The 16,099-nt window shown below is 64.3% G+C and carries 14 protein-coding genes and 1 tRNA gene; 11 read left to right on the top strand and 4 right to left on the bottom strand.

Annotation, left to right across the window (positions count from 1 at the left end):
• Nucleotides 1–66: 66 nt before the first annotated feature.
• The 4 genes from M3I56_RS05460 to M3I56_RS05445 all read left to right on the top strand — a co-directional run bounded on the left by M3I56_RS05460 (nucleotide 67) and on the right by M3I56_RS05445 (nucleotide 3,984).
• The gene (locus tag M3I56_RS05460; protein ID WP_254352881.1) at nucleotides 67–1,092 is read left to right on the top strand and encodes a beta-propeller fold lactonase family protein; all 1,026 of its coding nucleotides are present in this window, start codon (nucleotides 67–69) and stop codon (nucleotides 1,090–1,092) included.
• A gap of 17 nt (nucleotides 1,093–1,109) precedes the next feature.
• The gene (locus tag M3I56_RS05455) at nucleotides 1,110–2,168 is read left to right on the top strand and encodes a sterol desaturase family protein (protein WP_254352880.1); all 1,059 of its coding nucleotides are present in this window, start codon (nucleotides 1,110–1,112) and stop codon (nucleotides 2,166–2,168) included.
• 138 nt (nucleotides 2,169–2,306) lie between these two features.
• Nucleotides 2,307–3,140: an EI24 domain-containing protein gene (locus M3I56_RS05450; protein WP_254352879.1), complete on the top strand. Its 834-nt coding sequence runs from the start codon at nucleotides 2,307–2,309 to the stop codon at nucleotides 3,138–3,140.
• 34 nt (nucleotides 3,141–3,174) lie between these two features.
• Nucleotides 3,175–3,984, top strand: coding sequence for a molybdopterin-binding protein (locus M3I56_RS05445; protein WP_254352878.1), 810 nt, complete (start codon nucleotides 3,175–3,177; stop codon nucleotides 3,982–3,984).
• A gap of 154 nt (nucleotides 3,985–4,138) precedes the next feature.
• Here M3I56_RS05445 and M3I56_RS05440 read toward each other — a convergent pair whose 3' ends face one another.
• Nucleotides 4,139–4,603, bottom strand: coding sequence for a rhodanese-like domain-containing protein (locus M3I56_RS05440; RefSeq protein WP_254352877.1), 465 nt, complete (start codon nucleotides 4,601–4,603; stop codon nucleotides 4,139–4,141).
• 465 nt (nucleotides 4,604–5,068) lie between these two features.
• Between M3I56_RS05440 and glnA the strand changes: the two genes are divergently transcribed.
• From glnA to M3I56_RS05420, 4 genes are all read left to right on the top strand, one after another.
• Entirely contained in the window at nucleotides 5,069–6,484 is a 1,416-nt protein-coding gene (gene glnA / locus M3I56_RS05435; protein ID WP_254352876.1) for a type I glutamate--ammonia ligase, read from the top strand.
• A gap of 231 nt (nucleotides 6,485–6,715) precedes the next feature.
• The gene (gene glnL / locus M3I56_RS05430) at nucleotides 6,716–7,858 is read left to right on the top strand and encodes a nitrogen regulation protein NR(II) (protein WP_254341201.1); all 1,143 of its coding nucleotides are present in this window, start codon (nucleotides 6,716–6,718) and stop codon (nucleotides 7,856–7,858) included.
• A gap of 66 nt (nucleotides 7,859–7,924) precedes the next feature.
• Nucleotides 7,925–9,499, top strand: coding sequence for a nitrogen regulation protein NR(I) (gene ntrC / locus M3I56_RS05425; RefSeq protein ID WP_254341203.1), 1,575 nt, complete (start codon nucleotides 7,925–7,927; stop codon nucleotides 9,497–9,499).
• A gap of 117 nt (nucleotides 9,500–9,616) precedes the next feature.
• Complete coding sequence (locus M3I56_RS05420; RefSeq protein WP_254352875.1) at nucleotides 9,617–11,710, top strand: prolyl oligopeptidase family protein; 2,094 nt, start codon at nucleotides 9,617–9,619, stop codon at nucleotides 11,708–11,710.
• A gap of 9 nt (nucleotides 11,711–11,719) precedes the next feature.
• On the opposite strand, the gene xth is transcribed toward M3I56_RS05420, so the two are convergent.
• Nucleotides 11,720–12,505 carry an exodeoxyribonuclease III gene (xth, locus tag M3I56_RS05415; RefSeq protein WP_254341206.1) on the bottom strand — a complete coding sequence of 262 codons (786 nt, stop codon included), beginning with the start codon at nucleotides 12,503–12,505 and terminating at the stop codon, nucleotides 11,720–11,722.
• A gap of 83 nt (nucleotides 12,506–12,588) precedes the next feature.
• Nucleotides 12,589–13,317 (bottom strand): SDR family oxidoreductase, encoded by a 729-nt coding sequence (locus M3I56_RS05410; protein ID WP_254352874.1) that lies wholly within the window; start codon nucleotides 13,315–13,317, stop codon nucleotides 12,589–12,591.
• A gap of 100 nt (nucleotides 13,318–13,417) precedes the next feature.
• On the opposite strand from M3I56_RS05410, the gene M3I56_RS05405 reads away from it, so the two are divergent.
• Nucleotides 13,418–14,038, top strand: a complete 621-nt coding sequence (locus tag M3I56_RS05405; protein ID WP_254352873.1) for a 2-hydroxychromene-2-carboxylate isomerase — start codon at nucleotides 13,418–13,420, stop codon at nucleotides 14,036–14,038.
• A gap of 64 nt (nucleotides 14,039–14,102) precedes the next feature.
• Here the strand turns inward: M3I56_RS05405 and M3I56_RS05400 are convergent, their stop codons facing one another.
• Nucleotides 14,103–15,104, bottom strand: a complete 1,002-nt coding sequence (locus tag M3I56_RS05400; RefSeq protein ID WP_254352872.1) for a nitronate monooxygenase family protein — start codon at nucleotides 15,102–15,104, stop codon at nucleotides 14,103–14,105.
• A gap of 188 nt (nucleotides 15,105–15,292) precedes the next feature.
• On the opposite strand from M3I56_RS05400, the gene M3I56_RS05395 reads away from it, so the two are divergent.
• Together M3I56_RS05395 and M3I56_RS05390 are read left to right on the top strand one after the other, a co-directional pair.
• Nucleotides 15,293–15,835 (top strand): PadR family transcriptional regulator, encoded by a 543-nt coding sequence (locus tag M3I56_RS05395; RefSeq protein WP_254352871.1) that lies wholly within the window; start codon nucleotides 15,293–15,295, stop codon nucleotides 15,833–15,835.
• Between the two features lie 138 nt (nucleotides 15,836–15,973).
• Nucleotides 15,974–16,050 (top strand) — tRNA-Met (locus M3I56_RS05390).
• Nucleotides 16,051–16,099: the final 49 nt, after the last annotated feature.

Raw genomic sequence — 16,099 nt, 5'->3', positions numbered from 1 at the left:
CCCTACGTCAACCTTGCGTGCGGGTAGACGTTCTACAATCACGAATCTGCCCGGGAACGATTCTTCATGCCGAACAACAACACCTTTAGCCGCGTCGCCGCCAAGGCCGCAACGTTTGCGCTCGCTTGCGCAGCGACGCTTGCCACCTTCGCCTCTACAGCCGCCTACGCGAACAACATCATCGTCCTGAATTCGGGCGAAGCGACGCTGAGCCTCATCGACGACAAGACGCACGAAGTCGTCGGCACCGTGCCCACGGGCAAGGAACCGCACCACCTCTTTCCCACGCCGGACAACACCTCGCTGATCGTCGCGAACTCGGTGTCGAACAACCTCCTGTTCGTCGATCCGAAAACCGGCAAGCCGCAGCGCTGGGTCGAAAACGTCGAAGACCCGTATCAGCTCGGCTTCTCGCCCGACCGCAAGTGGTTCGTCACTACGGGCCTGCGCCTCGACCGCCTCGACATCTACAACTACGCGGGCGGCAGCAACATCACGCTCGCCAAACGCCTGCCGCTCTCGGCCATGCCGAGCCACCTGGCGTTCACGAACGACAGCCGCACCGTGTTCGTTTCCCTGCAGGTCTCGGGCGAAATCGCCGCGGTCGATCTGCCGACGCAGAAGCTGCTCTGGAAGATGAAGGTCGGTGCCGCACCGGCAGGCCTGTGGCTCACGCCCGGCGACAAGTACCTGCTCATCGGCATGACGGGCGCCGACTACGTGGCGGTGGTGGACTGGCGCAACCAGAAGATCGTCAAGACGATCCAGGTGGGCAAGGCCGCGCACAACTTCCGCTCGCTCGTGGACGGCCGCCACGTGCTGGTGTCGAGCCGCGTGGCGAACGTCATCAGCATCATCGACGAGGACACGCTCGAAAAGACCGGCGAGATCAGCGGCCTGATGCCCGGCCCCGACGACATGGAGCTGACCGCCGACAAGCGCTACCTGTGGGTGACGTTCCGTTTCGCGAAGCACATCGGCCTCATCGACATGCAAACCCGGAAGCTCATCAAGACCATCGCCGTGGGCCGCTCGCCGCACGGCATCTACTTCTACGATCGCGCGCCCGTCACGGCGCCGAACGGGGCTTAAAGCAACGGGGCGCGCGCATGGATACGGTGGCGTCGTTGCTGGCTTTCATCGCGCACGCGGGGCAGTCGGTGGTCGCGTCGGCAGACGACCTCGTCTCCTGGCTGCAAACGCTCCTCTACATCAACGTCATTCAGCCGCTGCTCTTCCGCGTCGGCATGATGAACGTGGACGAAGACACCTACGACGCGCTGTACTGGGTGATCGTGGGCCTGCTCGAAGTGGGCCTGATGTACGCGCTGCTGCGCCCGCTCGAAGCGCTCGTTCCCGCGGAAAAGTGGCGCGACCGCAAGGGCGTGGGCGTCGATGCGCTCTACACGTGGGCCACGCGCCTCGGCATTCTGAACCTGCTGTTCTTCTTCACGATGCAGCCGTTCTTCGACCGTGCACAGAGCGCGCTGCGGCTCATGGGCGTGAAGACGGTGGATCTCGACAACCTCTGGCCGGGCGTCACCACGCAGCCGCTCGTGGCGTTCGCGATCTACCTCGTGGTGCTCGACTTCTTCAGCTACTGGTATCACCGGCTTTCGCATCGTTACGGCATCTGGTGGGAGCTGCACGCCGTGCATCACAGCCAGCGCAAGATGTCGCTCTGGTGCGACGACCGCAACCACTTGCTCGACGTGATCGGGCAGTCGTGCATGTTCGCCGCCGTGGCGCTCGTCATCGGCGTGCCGCCCGCGCAATTCGTGGTGCTCGTCGCGCTCACGAACTTCGTGCAGAGCGTGCAGCATGCCAATATTCGCGTGCATTTCGGCTGGCTCGGCGAGCGGCTCGTGGTGAGCCCGCGTTTTCACCGCCGGCATCACTCCATCGGCTATGGCCACGAAGGCACCCACTATGGCTGCAACTTCGGCGTGCTGTTCCCCTGGTGGGACATGATGTTCGGCAGCGCGTCGTTTAATCGCGAGATCGAGCCCACGGGCATTCGCGACCAGCTCGAAGGCGCGCGCTATGGCGAGGGATTCTGGGCGCAGCAGGGTTATGCGTTCACCCGCATCGCGCGGCGCCTGCGTTCGCGCGCCCGCGCCGCCACTGCCGTGCAGTCCGAGGCGCGCGACGACGCCACCGTGACCTGAGCGCCGGCGCGGCGTCCTTGCCCTTCCTCGCACCCGTCTTACCCGCCGTGCGCGCGGTGGTTTATGCTGTCGGCTTGGTCGCACCGATTTCGCCGACACCGTGTTCTCTACCTGTCCTTTTCGCCGTATTCCGCTCGCATGAATGACCTGTTGCGCTCGTTCGGACGCGCGCTCGCGAGCGTGTTCCATCCCGCCATGCTGCTCCTCACCTTCGTGCCATTTCTCGTGGCGGCGGCGGTGTGGGGCGCCGTGCTCTATGTGTTCTGGCAGCCGCTGCTCGACCTCATGCGCGGCGCGCTCGCGAACTGGTCGTCGACGGCCTACCTCTATCATCTATTCGACGCGCTCGGCTTCGGCTGGCTGCGTGCGACGATCGCGCCGTTTCTGGTCATCATCCTGACGATTCCGCTCATCGTGATCACGGTGCTGCTGCTGATCGTCGCGATCGCGATGCCGCGCGTGATCCGCCATCTTTCGAAGCGCCAGTACGGCATGATTGAGATGCGGCGCGGCGGCAGTTGGTACGGCAGCCTGTTCTATTCGCTTGTCACGACCCTCGTCTGCCTGATCGCGATGATCGTGACACTGCCGTTGTGGCTCATTCCACCGTTCTTCGCGCTCATTCCGCCGCTGTTGTGGGGCTGGCTCACGTATCGGGTGATGACCTACGATGCGCTCGCACTGCACGCAAGCGTGGAGGAGCGCCGCGCGCTGGTGCGCAGCCACCGCCTGCCGCTGCTCGTGATTGGCGTGGTCAGCGGACTGCTGGGCTCGCTGCCCACGGCGATCTGGGCCGTGTCAGCGTGGCTGCTGCTGTTCTTCCCGGTGCTGGCGGCGGTGACCATCTGGATCTATGCGTTCATTCTGGTGTTCACGGCGCTCTGGTTCGGGCACTACTGCCTGCGCGCGCTTCAGCGCATGCGCGCGCACGAGGCGCAGCAGGCGTCCGGTGACGTGACGATCGTGCACTAACGCTTAATCATCAAGACTATCAACGAGGCGACCCATGGCATTTGGCGTCATCATCATCGGCGACGAGATTCTCTCGGGGCGCCGCTCCGACAAGCATCTGCCGAAGGTCATCGAACTGCTCGGCGCGCGCGGCCTTTCGCTCGAGTGGGCCCAGTACGTGGGCGACGACCCCGAGCGCATCACCGAGACGTTGCGGCGCTCGTTCGCTTCGGGCGACATCGTGTTCTCGACGGGCGGCATCGGCGCGACGCCGGACGACCACACTCGCCAGTGCGCCGCAGCGGCGCTGGGCGTGCCGCTCGCGTTGCACCCCGACGCCGAAGCGGCGATCCGCGAGCGCATCCGCGACATGCACACGGGCGCCGATCCCGTGAACTACCAGTCACCCGAGAACCTGCACCGCTTCCAGATGGGCACGTTCCCGCAGGGCTGCGAGATCATCCCGAACGGCTACAACAAGATTCCGGGCTTTTCGATTCGCGATCATTACTTCGTGCCCGGTTTCCCCGTGATGGCCTGGCCGATGATCGAGTGGGTGCTCGACACGAAGTACGCACACCTGCATCACCAGACGCCGCACGCCGAGAAGTCGCTGCTCGTGTTCGAGCTGCCGGAGTCGACGCTCACGCCGCTCATGGAGCGCATCGAGCGCGATTTTCCGGGCGTGCGGGTGTTCAGCCTGCCGAGCGTGGGCGATACGGAGCGCGGCGGTATTTATGCGCGCCGGCACATCGATCTGGGCGTGAAGGGCGAGCCCGAAGCCGTGGCGGCGGCATTCGTGAAGCTGCGCGAAGGCGTGCACGAGCTGGGCGGCGATGTGGTCGAGCCGGCGGCGCCGGGCTAAGGCTCGCCCGATCGCGAGCGCCGCAGTGGGCCGCGCGCCGGTTTTTGAATCAGCGTGTGAAGGTGCGCCGCGTACGCCTGTAGGGCAGGCGGCGCATCATCGGCGTGTCACACCGGGCGCTCAGAGTGGCCCGTCAGGTTGGAGCGCAGCGGTCTTAGGCGCCGATCCACGGCAGGCCTCGGAAGCACCAGCCGGTGACGGTCTTGCGGTGCCCCTGGCCGTCCTTGTCGCCTTCGAAACCTTCGAGCAGGTCATAGGCCTTCGTGAAGCCGGCCTTTGCGGCCTCGATGGCGGCGAGCTTGGAGCGCGCGGCGCTGCGGCAGAGGAACAGCACGGGTGCGTCGGCATCCACGGCGCTCTTGAGCTGGGTGAGGAACTCGGCGTTGGGCACGCCGCCCGGATAGCGGGTCCATTCGACGTGCGAGTATTGGCCGTCGCCCACGACGGGACGGCCGACCCAGTCGAGTTCAGCGCGCGTGCGCACGTCGACGAGGCGCGCGCGCGGGTCGAGCTGGAGAAGCTCGAATGCCTCTGCGGGCGATACCGCGCCCGCGTAGGGCAGCTGGTTCTCGACGCGGCGCTTCTCCGCTTGGGCGTACAACTGTTCGAGCGTACTCATGACAACGGATCTCCTGTTTCGCGTTGGACCAAAAAACCATTCTAGCGCGCGGGGACGGGGCGGGTAGGACGGTGCGGACAAGGCGAAACCGTATCTGCGCGATGCTTTGGGCCGATACAAAGGGTTGGATGCATTGAAGTGGTGCATGAGAGGTGTTTTGCACCATAATTAAGAGAGATTCGCGCGCCAAATTCGGGATTGCACGAATTTGGTGCCGATGAGCCGCCACGCTGGCGGCTCCACAAAAGCGCGGCGCACGATTTTTGACTCCAAGTGCGTGCCGCGTAAGGGTTTTGCGCCACGTTGGCGCATGCATGGCATGGAAGCTGCTTTATATGTCTCGATCGATCGCAGCCGGCCAGTCGAGGTCAGCAGGACAGACCTGGGAAGGAGGCGGCCGGCGGGGATCAACAAGATTGGGACGGCGGCAGCGTTCGCCGAAATCGTTAATCAGGAGAATAGGTTATGAGTAAATCCGTGGCCGACGTCATGCAACTCGTCAAGGACGAAGACGTCAAGTTTGTCGACTTCCGCTTTACCGACACGCGTGGCAAGGAGCAGCACGTTTCGGTTCCGCTGTCGGCATTCGACGAAGACAAGTTCGAGTCGGGTCATGCGTTTGACGGTTCGTCGATCGCCGGCTGGAAGGGCATCGAAGCCTCGGACATGCTGCTCGTGCCGGACCCGAACACGGCCTTCATCGACCCGTTCTACGAAGAATCGACGCTCGTGCTGACCTGCGACGTGGTCGAGCCGGCCGACGGCAAGGGCTACGAGCGCGATCCGCGCTCGCTCGCCAAGCGCGCTGAAGCCTACCTGAAGAGCACGGGCCTGGGCGACACCGCCTTCTTCGGTCCGGAGCCGGAATTCTTCATTTTCGACTCGGTCCAGTGGAGCGCTGACCAGTCGGGCTGCTTCGTCAAGATCGGCTCGGAAGAAGCACCGTGGTCATCGGGCAAGGAATTCGAAGGCGGCAACACGGGTCACCGTCCGGGCACGAAGGGCGGCTACTTCCCGGTTGCGCCGGTCGACTCGTTCCAGGACATCCGCTCGGAAATGTGTCTGCTGCTCGAGCAGATCGGCATTCCGGTCGAAGTGCACCACCACGAAGTGGCGGGCCAGGGCCAGAACGAAATCGGCACGAAGTTCTCGACCCTGGTTCAGCGCGCGGACTGGACGCAGCAACTGAAGTACATCGTCCACAACGTCGCGCACACGTACGGCAAGACGGCAACGTTCATGCCGAAGCCGGTCGTTGGCGACAACGGTTCGGGCATGCACGTTCACCAGTCGATCTGGAAGGACGGCCAGAACCTGTTCGCGGGTAATGGCTACGCAGGTCTGTCGGAATTCGCGCTGTTCTACATCGGCGGCATCATCAAGCACGCTCGCGCGCTGAACGCCATCACGAACCCGGGTACGAACTCGTACAAGCGTCTCGTGCCGCACTTCGAAGCGCCGGTCAAGCTCGCTTACTCGGCACGCAACCGTTCGGCATCGATCCGTATTCCGCACGTGTCGAACCCGAAGGGCCGCCGTATCGAAACGCGCTTCCCGGATCCGCTCGCTAACCCGTACCTGTGCTTCTCGGCACTGATGATGGCGGGTCTGGACGGCGTGCAGAACAAGATCCACCCGGGCGAAGCCGCCGACAAGAACCTGTACGACCTGCCGCCGGAAGAGGATGCAAAGATCCCGACCGTTTGCGCCGGCCTCGACCAGGCTCTCGACGCGCTCGACAAGGATCGCGAGTTCCTGACGCGCGGTGGTGTGTTCACCGACGGCATGATCGACGCGTACCTCGCGCTGAAGGAAAGCGAACTGCAACGCGTGCGTATGACCACGCACCCGGTCGAGTTCGAACTGTACTACTCGCTGTAATTGGCGATGGCGCTTCGCTGCACGCTACACAGCGAAGCGCCGGTTCAGTTTCTTCGACTCGCAGGACGCGTGGGCGTTGGGTCTCCCAGGGACGGCGGCGCCGTCCCTTTTTCGTTGGGCCGCTTTGTCGCTTGTCGACGAGGCGTATTGACCCGCTTGTTGACCAGCGTAGTGACCAGAATTAACGACCAGGACCGTTGCTGGTGCGCCGTGTGGCGGCCGGCCTGAAACATGGTGCTCAAGAATCTGATCAAGGCAAGAAAGGGCCACGCCGAACCGCTCTCCGACGACGCGCCGCTCGTCGAGTCGGGCCTGTTGCCCGGCTTCGAGGCGTTGCCCACTGTCGTGCTCGTGCTCGACAAGCGCACACTGCGTGTCGCCTTCGCGAATCCTTCTGCGGAGGCGATGCTCGATCTCTCGCGCCGTCAGCTCGCGCAGATGGCGTGGTCCGATCTCTTCTCGAATGCGGACGAGCTGCTTTCGACGATTGCGTCGATCGCCGAGCATCGCTTTCACGCGACGCGGCTCGACGCTTCGCTGGAACGCCCCGGACGCGAACCGCTGAACGTACATGTGGTCGTGGGTTTTCTCGAAAGCGCGCCCGATTACGTGCTGCTCGAACTCTTCGAGAACGAGCGGCACCTGCGCAGCGACCGAGAGGAGCGCATTCACGACCTCACGGCGGTGAACAAGCATCTGATCCGCAATCTCGCGCACGAGATCAAGAACCCGCTCGGCGGTATTCGCGGCGCGGCGCAGTTGCTCGAATTCGAACTCGGCGCGCTGGAGCGCGACGAACTGCGCGAGTACACGCAGGTGATCATCAAGGAGTCGGACCGCCTGCAGACGCTCGTCGACCGGCTGCTGGAGCCGCACCGGCATCCGCATATCGTCGGCGACGTGAATATTCACGAAGTGTGCGAGCGCGTGCGCGCCGTGATCCTCGCGGAATTCCCGCGCGGCCTCACCATCGAGCGCGACTACGACGTGAGCGTGCCCGACCTGCGCGGCGACAAGGAGCAATTGATCCAGGCACTGCTGAACATCGTGCGCAACGCGGCGCAGGCGTTGCGCGAACGCATTTCGCAGGGCGACGCGCGCATTGAATTGCGCACGCGCATTGCGCGCAAGGTCACGATTTCCAAACGATTATGCAAGCTGGCATTGGACTTGCATATCACTGACAACGGACCCGGCATTCCCGAGGATATTCGCGACCGCATCTTCTATCCGCTCGTCTCCGGGCGCGAGGATGGCAGCGGTCTCGGCCTCACGCTCGCGCAGACGTTCGTCCAGCAGCACGACGGACTGATCGAAGTGGATAGCCGGCCGGGCCACACCGAGTTTCAGATATTGCTGCCGCTTGATAGTTGAATCGATAGCTAAACCTGAATTTAGATTTACCGATACCGCACGCCACCAGGACTTCTGACCGATCTTATGAAGCCGATCTGGATAGTAGACGACGACCAATCGATACGCTGGGTGCTCGAAAAGGCCCTTGCCCGCGAGAACTTCGCCACCCGCAGCTTTTCGAACGTGCGCGAAGCCGCGAGCGCGCTCGATCACGACAGCCCGCAGGTGCTCGTCTCCGACATCCGCATGCCGGGCGGCTCGGGCCTCGAGCTGCTGCAAACCGTGCGTGAGCGCGTGCCGGGGTTGCCCGTCATCATCATGACGGCGTTCTCCGACCTTGACAGCGCGGTCGCCGCGTTTCAGGGCGGCGCGTTCGAGTATCTCGCCAAGCCGTTCGATGTCGACAAGGCCGTCGAGCTGATTCGCCGCGCCGTGGACGAAAGCATGCGTGGCGAGCAGCAGTGGGACGAGCGTCCCGCCGAAGCGCCCGAGATGCTCGGTCAGGCGTCGGCCATGCAGGACATGTTCCGCGCCATCGGGCGGCTTTCGCATTCGGCGGCGACCGTGCTCATCACCGGCGAGTCTGGCACCGGAAAGGAGCTTGTCGCGCGCGCTTTGCACCGACATAGCCCACGCGCGAACGGGCCGTTCATCGCGCTGAACACTGCGGCGATCCCGAAGGATCTTCTGGAATCCGAACTGTTCGGCCACGAACGCGGCGCGTTTACCGGCGCGCAGGCCATGCGCCAGGGCCGCTTCGAGCAGGCCGAGAACGGCACGCTTTTCCTCGACGAAATCGGCGACATGCCGTTCGACCTGCAAACGCGTCTCTTGCGTGTGCTCTCTGATGGGCAGTTCTACCGCGTGGGCGGGCACAACCCGCTGCGTGCGAACGTGCGCGTGATCGCCGCGACGCACCAGAACCTCGAAACGCGCGTGCGCCAGGGGCTGTTCCGCGAGGACTTGTATCACCGGCTCAACGTGATTCGCCTGCGTTTGCCTGCGCTGCGCGAGCGCAGCGAGGACATTCCGCTGCTCGCGCGCCACTTCCTCCAGAAAAGCGCGCGCGAGCTGGGCGTGGAGCCCAAGCGCGTGTCGGACGAGGCGCTTGCGTGGATGTCGTCGCTGCCGTTTCCGGGCAATGTGCGCCAGCTCGAGAATCTCGCGAACTGGCTCACCGTGATGGCGCCCGCGCAGACGATCGAGATCAAGGATCTGCCACCTGACCTCGTGCCTGCGCACGGCTCGGCGGGAGCGGCGGTGCATCTCGCTGAGGCTTCGGCCGCTTCCGAAGCGGGCGCGGGGACCAATGGCGCAGGCGGCATATCGCCGGTTGCGGGTGCCGTGGCGGGCGCGGGCTTGCTCGGCGGCGTCTCGGGCGGCGTGGTGTTCGGGACGCCGGCGTTCGGCGCGTCCAACGGCACCGCTGCCGCTGTCTCGCCGCTGAGCGTGTGGGAGAGCGGTCTGCGCACGGAAGTCGCGCGTCTCTTGCGCGAAAACAGCGCCGACGTCATGGACGAACTCTCGCGCCGCTTCGAAGCCGCCGTGATCCGCGAGGCGCTCGACTTCACGCGCGGGCGCAAGGTCGAGGCGGCCGAGCGTCTTGGCATCGGCCGCAACACCATCACGCGCAAGATCCAGGAACTCAATCTGGAATGAGTGTGTATTAGCATGTGGCATCGGGCCGGCCTCGCGCAACGCGAGCCGGCCCGGCGCGCAGTGCACCGGCGCGCACACAGGGCATAATCGACGCTGTTTTCCTGTCGACGACCGATCATGCCTGTGACTTCTCCCTGGCCCACCGAGGCCGATCCGTTCCTTTCGCTCGAATCGCTCGACGACCCCGCCGTCATGGCCTGGGTCGAATCGCAGAACACGCGCACGCGCGCCGCGTGGCAGGGCGGTGCGCGTTTCGAGGCGCTCGAAAAGCGCCTCGCACAGGCCTATTTGCCGCGCGAGCGGCCCGTGATTCCGAGCCGCTGGCAGGAGTGGGCCTACGACCTCTGGGAGGACGAGGACAATCCCAAGGGCCTGTGGCGCCGCGCGCTCTGGGCCGACTGGCGCGCCCACAAGCCGCAGTGGCAAACGCTCATCGACTTCGACGCGCTCGGCGCGAAAGAGGGCATGCCATGGGTGTGCGCGGGCATCGACATCCTCTATCCGGACGGCGACCGCGCGCTGATCCAGCTTTCCGATGGCGGCTCCGACGCGGTCATTGTGCGCGAATTCGACATTGTGAAGCGCGCGTTCGTCGACGATGGTTTCGCCATTGTGAAGGAAGGCAAGCACATCATTTCGTGGATCGATCGCGATACCGTGTACCTGGGATGGGACGCGGGCGGCAAGAGTGGCAAGAAGATGCTCACGCGCTCCGGCTATCCGCGCGAGGTGCGCCGCTGGACGCGCGGCACCGCGCTCGCCGACGCGCCCGTGGTGTTCAGCGGCGAATTCGACGACATCAGCGTGGAGGGCGACTACGATCCGGTCGAGAAGCGCCACGACCTGGTGCGCAGCGTCGACTTCTTCGATTCATACACCTATCGTCTCGATGAGCGCGGCGACTGGCAGGTGTATGACCTGCCTACGCATGTCTCGGTGGGCGCGTGGCATGGCTGGCTGCTGCTCGAGCCGCGGCTCGACTGGGCCGTTTCGGGCGTAACGTACAAGGGCGGTGCGTTGCTCGTGATCCGCGAAGATGCTTTCCTCACGGGTGATCGCGCGTTCACGACGCTCTTCACGCCCACGCCCGTTACGTCGGCGTGCGACTGGACCAATACGCAAAACGTCTTGATCGTCTCCTGGCTCGACGATGTGGAGAGCCGCACGATGCTCTGGCTGCCGCAGCAGGAAGATGGCGCGTGGCGCTGGGAGTCGCGGGTGTTTCCCACGCGTACGAGTTCACAGGTGGATGTCTCGCCCATCGAAGACACGCTCAACGACGAGGTATTCGTCGACGTCGACGATTACCTTCTGCCGCCCGAATACTGGCTCGCCGATCTCGCGCAAACCGATCTCCAGCAGTGGGAATTGCTCGACCGCTGGCCCACGCAGTTCGATTCCGGCCCGCTCACGGTCATCCGCTCGCACGCGCGCTCGGCGGATGGTACGAGCGTACCGTTCACCGTGATCGGCCCGAAGGCCGTACTCGAAGGCGAGTCACGCAAGGCGTCGCCGTGCCTGCTCACGGGCTATGGCGGCTTCGCAATCGCGCTCACGCCGCAATATCTCGTGGGCTCGGGCATCGGCTGGCTGGAGCAGGGCGGCGTGGTGGCGATCGCGCACATTCGCGGCGGCGGCGAGTACGGCACCGCCTGGCACGTCGAGGCGCAGCGCGAGCATCGTCAGCGCTCGTTCGATGACTTCATCGCGGTGGCCGAACAGTTGATCGCCGATGGCTATACGAGCGCCGTGCAGCTGGGCATCAAGGGTGGCAGCAACGGCGGGCTGCTCGTGGGCGCGTGCATGGTGCAGCGTCCCGAGCTGTTTGGCGCCGTGGTGTGCGAGGTGCCGTTGCTCGACATGCAGCGCTACCCGGTGCTGCATGCGGGTGCGTCATGGATAGACGAATATGGCGATCCTGAGGATGCCGAAGAATCGCGCGCGCTTGCCGCCTATTCGCCTTACCACCATGTGAAGCCAGGTGTTGTGTATCCGCCGTCGCTGTTCACGACTTCGACGAGCGACGACCGCGTGCATCCCTCGCACGCGCGCAAGATGGTCGCGCGCATGGAGCAGCAGGGGCACGCGAATGTCTGGTATCTGGAGAACACGGAAGGCGGTCACGGCCCCGGCAGCGATTCGCTCGAGCGCGCGGAGTATGACGCGCTCGTTTATCGCTTTCTGTGGACCACGCTCGCGGGGAACTGGTAAGGCGCGCGTTCAGCCCGCAATATCGAGCGTGGCGATCACCGGCGTGTGATCGGACGGCTGTTCCCACTTGCGTGGGACCTTGTCCACTTCGCACGCGGTGAGGTGCCCGGCAAGCGCGGGCGCGAGCAGGATATGGTCGATGCGCAAGCCCGCGTTGCGGCGAAACGCGAACATGCGATAGTCCCACCACGTGAAGAGTTTTTCGGGCTGCTCGAACTGGCGGAACGCATCGACGAAACCCAGTTCGATCAGGCGGCGAAACTGCGCGCGCTCTTCGGGCGAGACGAGGTTCTGGCCTTCCCAGGCCTTCGGGTCGTGCACGTCGCGGTCTTCGGGCGCGATATTGTAGTCGCCGAGCAGCGCGAGCTTCGGGTAGCGCTGCATTTCCTGCGCGAGCCAGTCGTGCATGGCGTCGAGCCATTGCAGCTTGTACGCGAACTTCTCGGTGCCGGGCGCCTGGCCGTTCGGGAAGTACGCGCTCACCACGCGCACGTCACCAATGGTCGTGGCGATCACGCGCTGCTGCGGATCTTCGAAGCCCGGAATGTTGCGCACGACCGTGGCTTCGTCGACGAACAGGCCTTCGCGCACGAGGATGCCCACGCCGTTATAGGTCTTCTGGCCCGCGAACCAGCTGCGATAGCCGTGTGCCTCGAGATCGGCGCGCGGGAACTTGTCGTCGGTGAGCTTGAGTTCCTGGAGACAGAGCACGTCGGTCTTGCTCTCGTTGAGCCAGTCGATGACGTGCTGCAGACGGACCTTGAGGGAGTTGACGTTCCAGGTGGCGATTTTCATGTGAGGCTCGATAGGGTGACGGTGTGCATTCGGTGCACTTCGGCGCCATTATCGCCTGCTTCGCAAAGCGGGCAACAGTTCCCTCACCATGGTTCCAGCCACGGCCGCAGATCGAGTTCGTGCGTCCAGGCATCGCGCGGCTGCTGGTGCAGTGTCCAGTAGGCGTCGGCGATGTGCTCGGGGTTCAGGATGCCGTCGCGTTCCTTGAGCTTGTAGCGCTCGGGAAAATTCTCGCGGATGAACTCGGTGTCGATCGCGCCATCGACAATGATCTGCCCGACATGAATGCCCTGCGGCCCGAGTTCGCGCGCCATCGACTGGGCGAGGGCGCGCAGCGCGTGTTTCGCCCCCGCGAACGCCGCGAAGCCCTCGCGCCCGCGCAGGCTCGCGGTCGCGCCCGTGAAGAAGATCGAACCGCGCTCGCGCGGTAGCATGACTTTGGCGGCTTCGCGGCCCATCAGGAACCCGGCGAAGCAGGCCATTTCCCAGACCTTGTGATAGACGCGCGCCGTGGTTTCGGTAATGCCGAAGCGCACATTAGCGCCGATATTGAAGATCGCCACCTCGATGGGCGCGATGCGCGTCTCGATGTCCGCGAACAGCGCGATCACGTCCTCTTCCTTGCGCGCGTCCGAGCCGAAGGCGTGCGCTTCGCCGCCCTCGGCTTCGATCTGCGCGACGAGCGGCGCGAGTTTGTCGGCATTGCGGCGCGTCACGCATGCAATGTAGCCCTCGCGTGCGAAGCGGCGCGCGATGGCGCCTCCGGTGGCGTCGCCTGCGCCGATTACCAGTACGGCTTTCTTTTGCGTCATGGTGCTTGTCTCACTGTCGATTACAGCGGCCCGGTTTCAGGTATCTTAGGACGTCGGCGCGCCCGGGCAAAGGCGCGCGTATTCACATAAGGGAGACACGATGGCTGACATCAAGGTGCAGTTTCTGTTCGACTTCGGTAGTCCTAACGCTTACCTGTGCCACAAGGTGATCGGTGGCATCGAAGCGCGCCAGCAGGTGCGTTTCGAGTATGTGCCGATCCTGCTTGGCGGCCTTTTCAAGTTGAGCGGCAATCGCTCGCCGGCCGAGGCGTTCGCGGACATCGAGAACAAGCGCAAGTTCATGATGCTGGAGATGCGGCGCTTCATCGAGCGGCATGGGCTGACGGCCTATCGGCACAATCCGCACTTCCCCGTGAACACGTTGCAGATCATGCGCGGCGCAATTGCGGCGCGGCGCTTCGGCACGTTCGAGCGCTACGTGGACCGCATGTTCGCGCACATGTGGGAAGAGGGCCTCAAGATGGACGACCCCGCCGTGATCCGCGCGGCGCTCGAGGCGGACGGCCTCGACGCCTCGGCGTTCGAAACGGCGATTCAGGACGCCGATGTGAAAGCCGCGCTGCTTGCGAACACGCAGTCGGCGTTCGAGCGCGGCGCGTTCGGTTCGCCGACATTCTTCGTCGGCGAGGAAATGTACTTCGGCAAGGATCAGTTGCGCGATGTCGAAGAGGAAATCGCGCGCGTGAAGTCGCGCGCATAAAACACGGCGGTTCATCACGAGGCGAGGCGGACGCGGCATGATCGCTCCCGCCTCGCGCCGCGCATCAAAGCGCGGCTTGTTCCGCCGTTTGTTCCTCGGCTTGCGGCGCGGCGACCACGCCCAGACGCACGCGCGCCGCCTCGTATTCGCGCTTCAAACGCGCGATGAGTTCAGCTGCCGGCACGATGCTCTTCACCGCGCCAATGCCCTGGCCCGAGCCCCAGATGTCCTTCCACGGCTTCACGCGCGTCGAGCCGAAATTCATCGCCGACGGATCCGACTGCGGCAGCGCCTCCGGATCGAGACCGCTCGCCACGATGCTCTGGCGCAGATAGTTGCCGTGCACGCCCGTGAAGAGATTCGAGTACACGATATCGCCCGCGCCGCCCTCGACGATCATTTGCTTGTACGCGTCGATGGCATTCGCTTCATGCGTGGCGATGAACGCCGAGCCGATATAGGCGAGATCGGCGCCGGCCGCCTGCGCCGCGAGAATCGCGTTGCCATTGCCGATCGCGCCCGACAGCAGCAGGGGGCCGTCGAACCATTCGCGAATTTCGTGGATGAGGGCGAACGGCGAGAGCGTGCCCGCGTGGCCGCCCGCGCCGGCAGCCACGGCGATCAGGCCGTCCGCGCCTTTCTCGATGGCCTTCTTCGCGAAGGTGTTGTTGATGACGTCGTGCAGCACGATGCCGCCCCATGCGTGGATCGCGTGGTTGACTTCTTCGCGCGCGCCGAGCGACGTGATGACGATCGGCACCTTGTATTGGGCGCACACGCCAAGGTCGTGCTCGAGGCGGTCGTTCGACTTGTGCACGATCTGGTTGACGGCGAAGGGCGCCGCCGGGGCGTCCGGGTGCTTCGCGTTGTACTCGGCGAGTTCGGTGGTGATGCGGTCGAGCCATTCACCGAGCACGTGTTCAGGGCGCGCATTGAGCGCGGGGAACGAGCCGACGACACCCGCCTTGCACTGGGCGATCACGAGATCGGGATTCGAAATGATGAAAAGGGGCGAGCCGACGACCGGAATCGACAGGCCGCGGCGCAGCACGGCGGGCAGGGACATCCATATCTCCTTGACTGGGGCAGCCGCCGGGTGCGGCTACCCTCGCGTGGTTCGATGCGCCGGCGTGCGCGCCGGCTGGCAGGCTCAAACATAGCAAACCCGTCTAAACTATGCAACCAGTTGCATAGTGGAAAAATTCGATCCGCAACAGATCGGGCATCGGGTGGGGCGTGGTTTAGAATCGCCGCATGTCGACGCCGCATGCCATCCTCATCGCCTTGCTGGAAAAGCCTTCGTCGGGCTACGACCTCGCGCGCCGCTTCGATCGCGCGATCGGCTACTTCTGGCACGCCACCCATCAGCAGATCTATCGCGAACTGGGCCGCATGGTCGAGGCGGGGTGGGTGTCGGTCATCGAGGACGAGACGGCCGCCGCGTCGCGCAAGAAGGTGTATTGCGTGTTGCCTGTGGGGCGAGTTGAAGTGGCGCGCTGGGTGCGCGAGACCGCGCTCGACCTCGACTCGCGCAACGTGTTTCTGCTCAAGCTACGGGCCGATGCGGTGATCGGGCCGCTCGGCCTCGCCGAGGAACTCACGCGGCTCATCGAAGAAAATCGCGCGCGGCTCGCGACCTATCGGGAGATCGAGCAGCGCGATTTCGGCGCGGCATCGCTCACGCGCGGGCAGCAGTTGCAGTACGCGATCCTCAAGGCGGGCATCCATACGCAAGAGATGTGGCTTGCCTGGGCGGAAGAAGTGCGGGCGCTGGTGGAACCCACGCAGGCGTGGTGAAATTTGCCAGGGTGTCCGAAATAATTCTCGTGTCGCGATTGCCTGCCCGACGGTGTCCGAGCGCGCGATGTTTCGATCGTGTGAAAAAGACCCTTGACGGAGTGATCCCGGCACCCTATAATTCTTTTCTCTGACGGACGCGGGGTGGAGCAGTCTGGCAGCTCGTCGGGCTCATAACCCGAAGGTCGTAGGTTCAAATCCTACCCCCGCAACCAAACGTATTAAGCAGCAAGGCCTCGTGCCAATCAATCAACCCGCTATCAG

Source organism: Paraburkholderia sp. CNPSo 3281 (assembly GCF_024206515.1).
In the GTDB taxonomy this organism is placed as follows: Bacteria; Pseudomonadota; Gammaproteobacteria; order Burkholderiales; family Burkholderiaceae; genus Paraburkholderia; species Paraburkholderia nodosa.
This window is presented reverse-complemented; position numbering and strand designations above follow the sequence as displayed.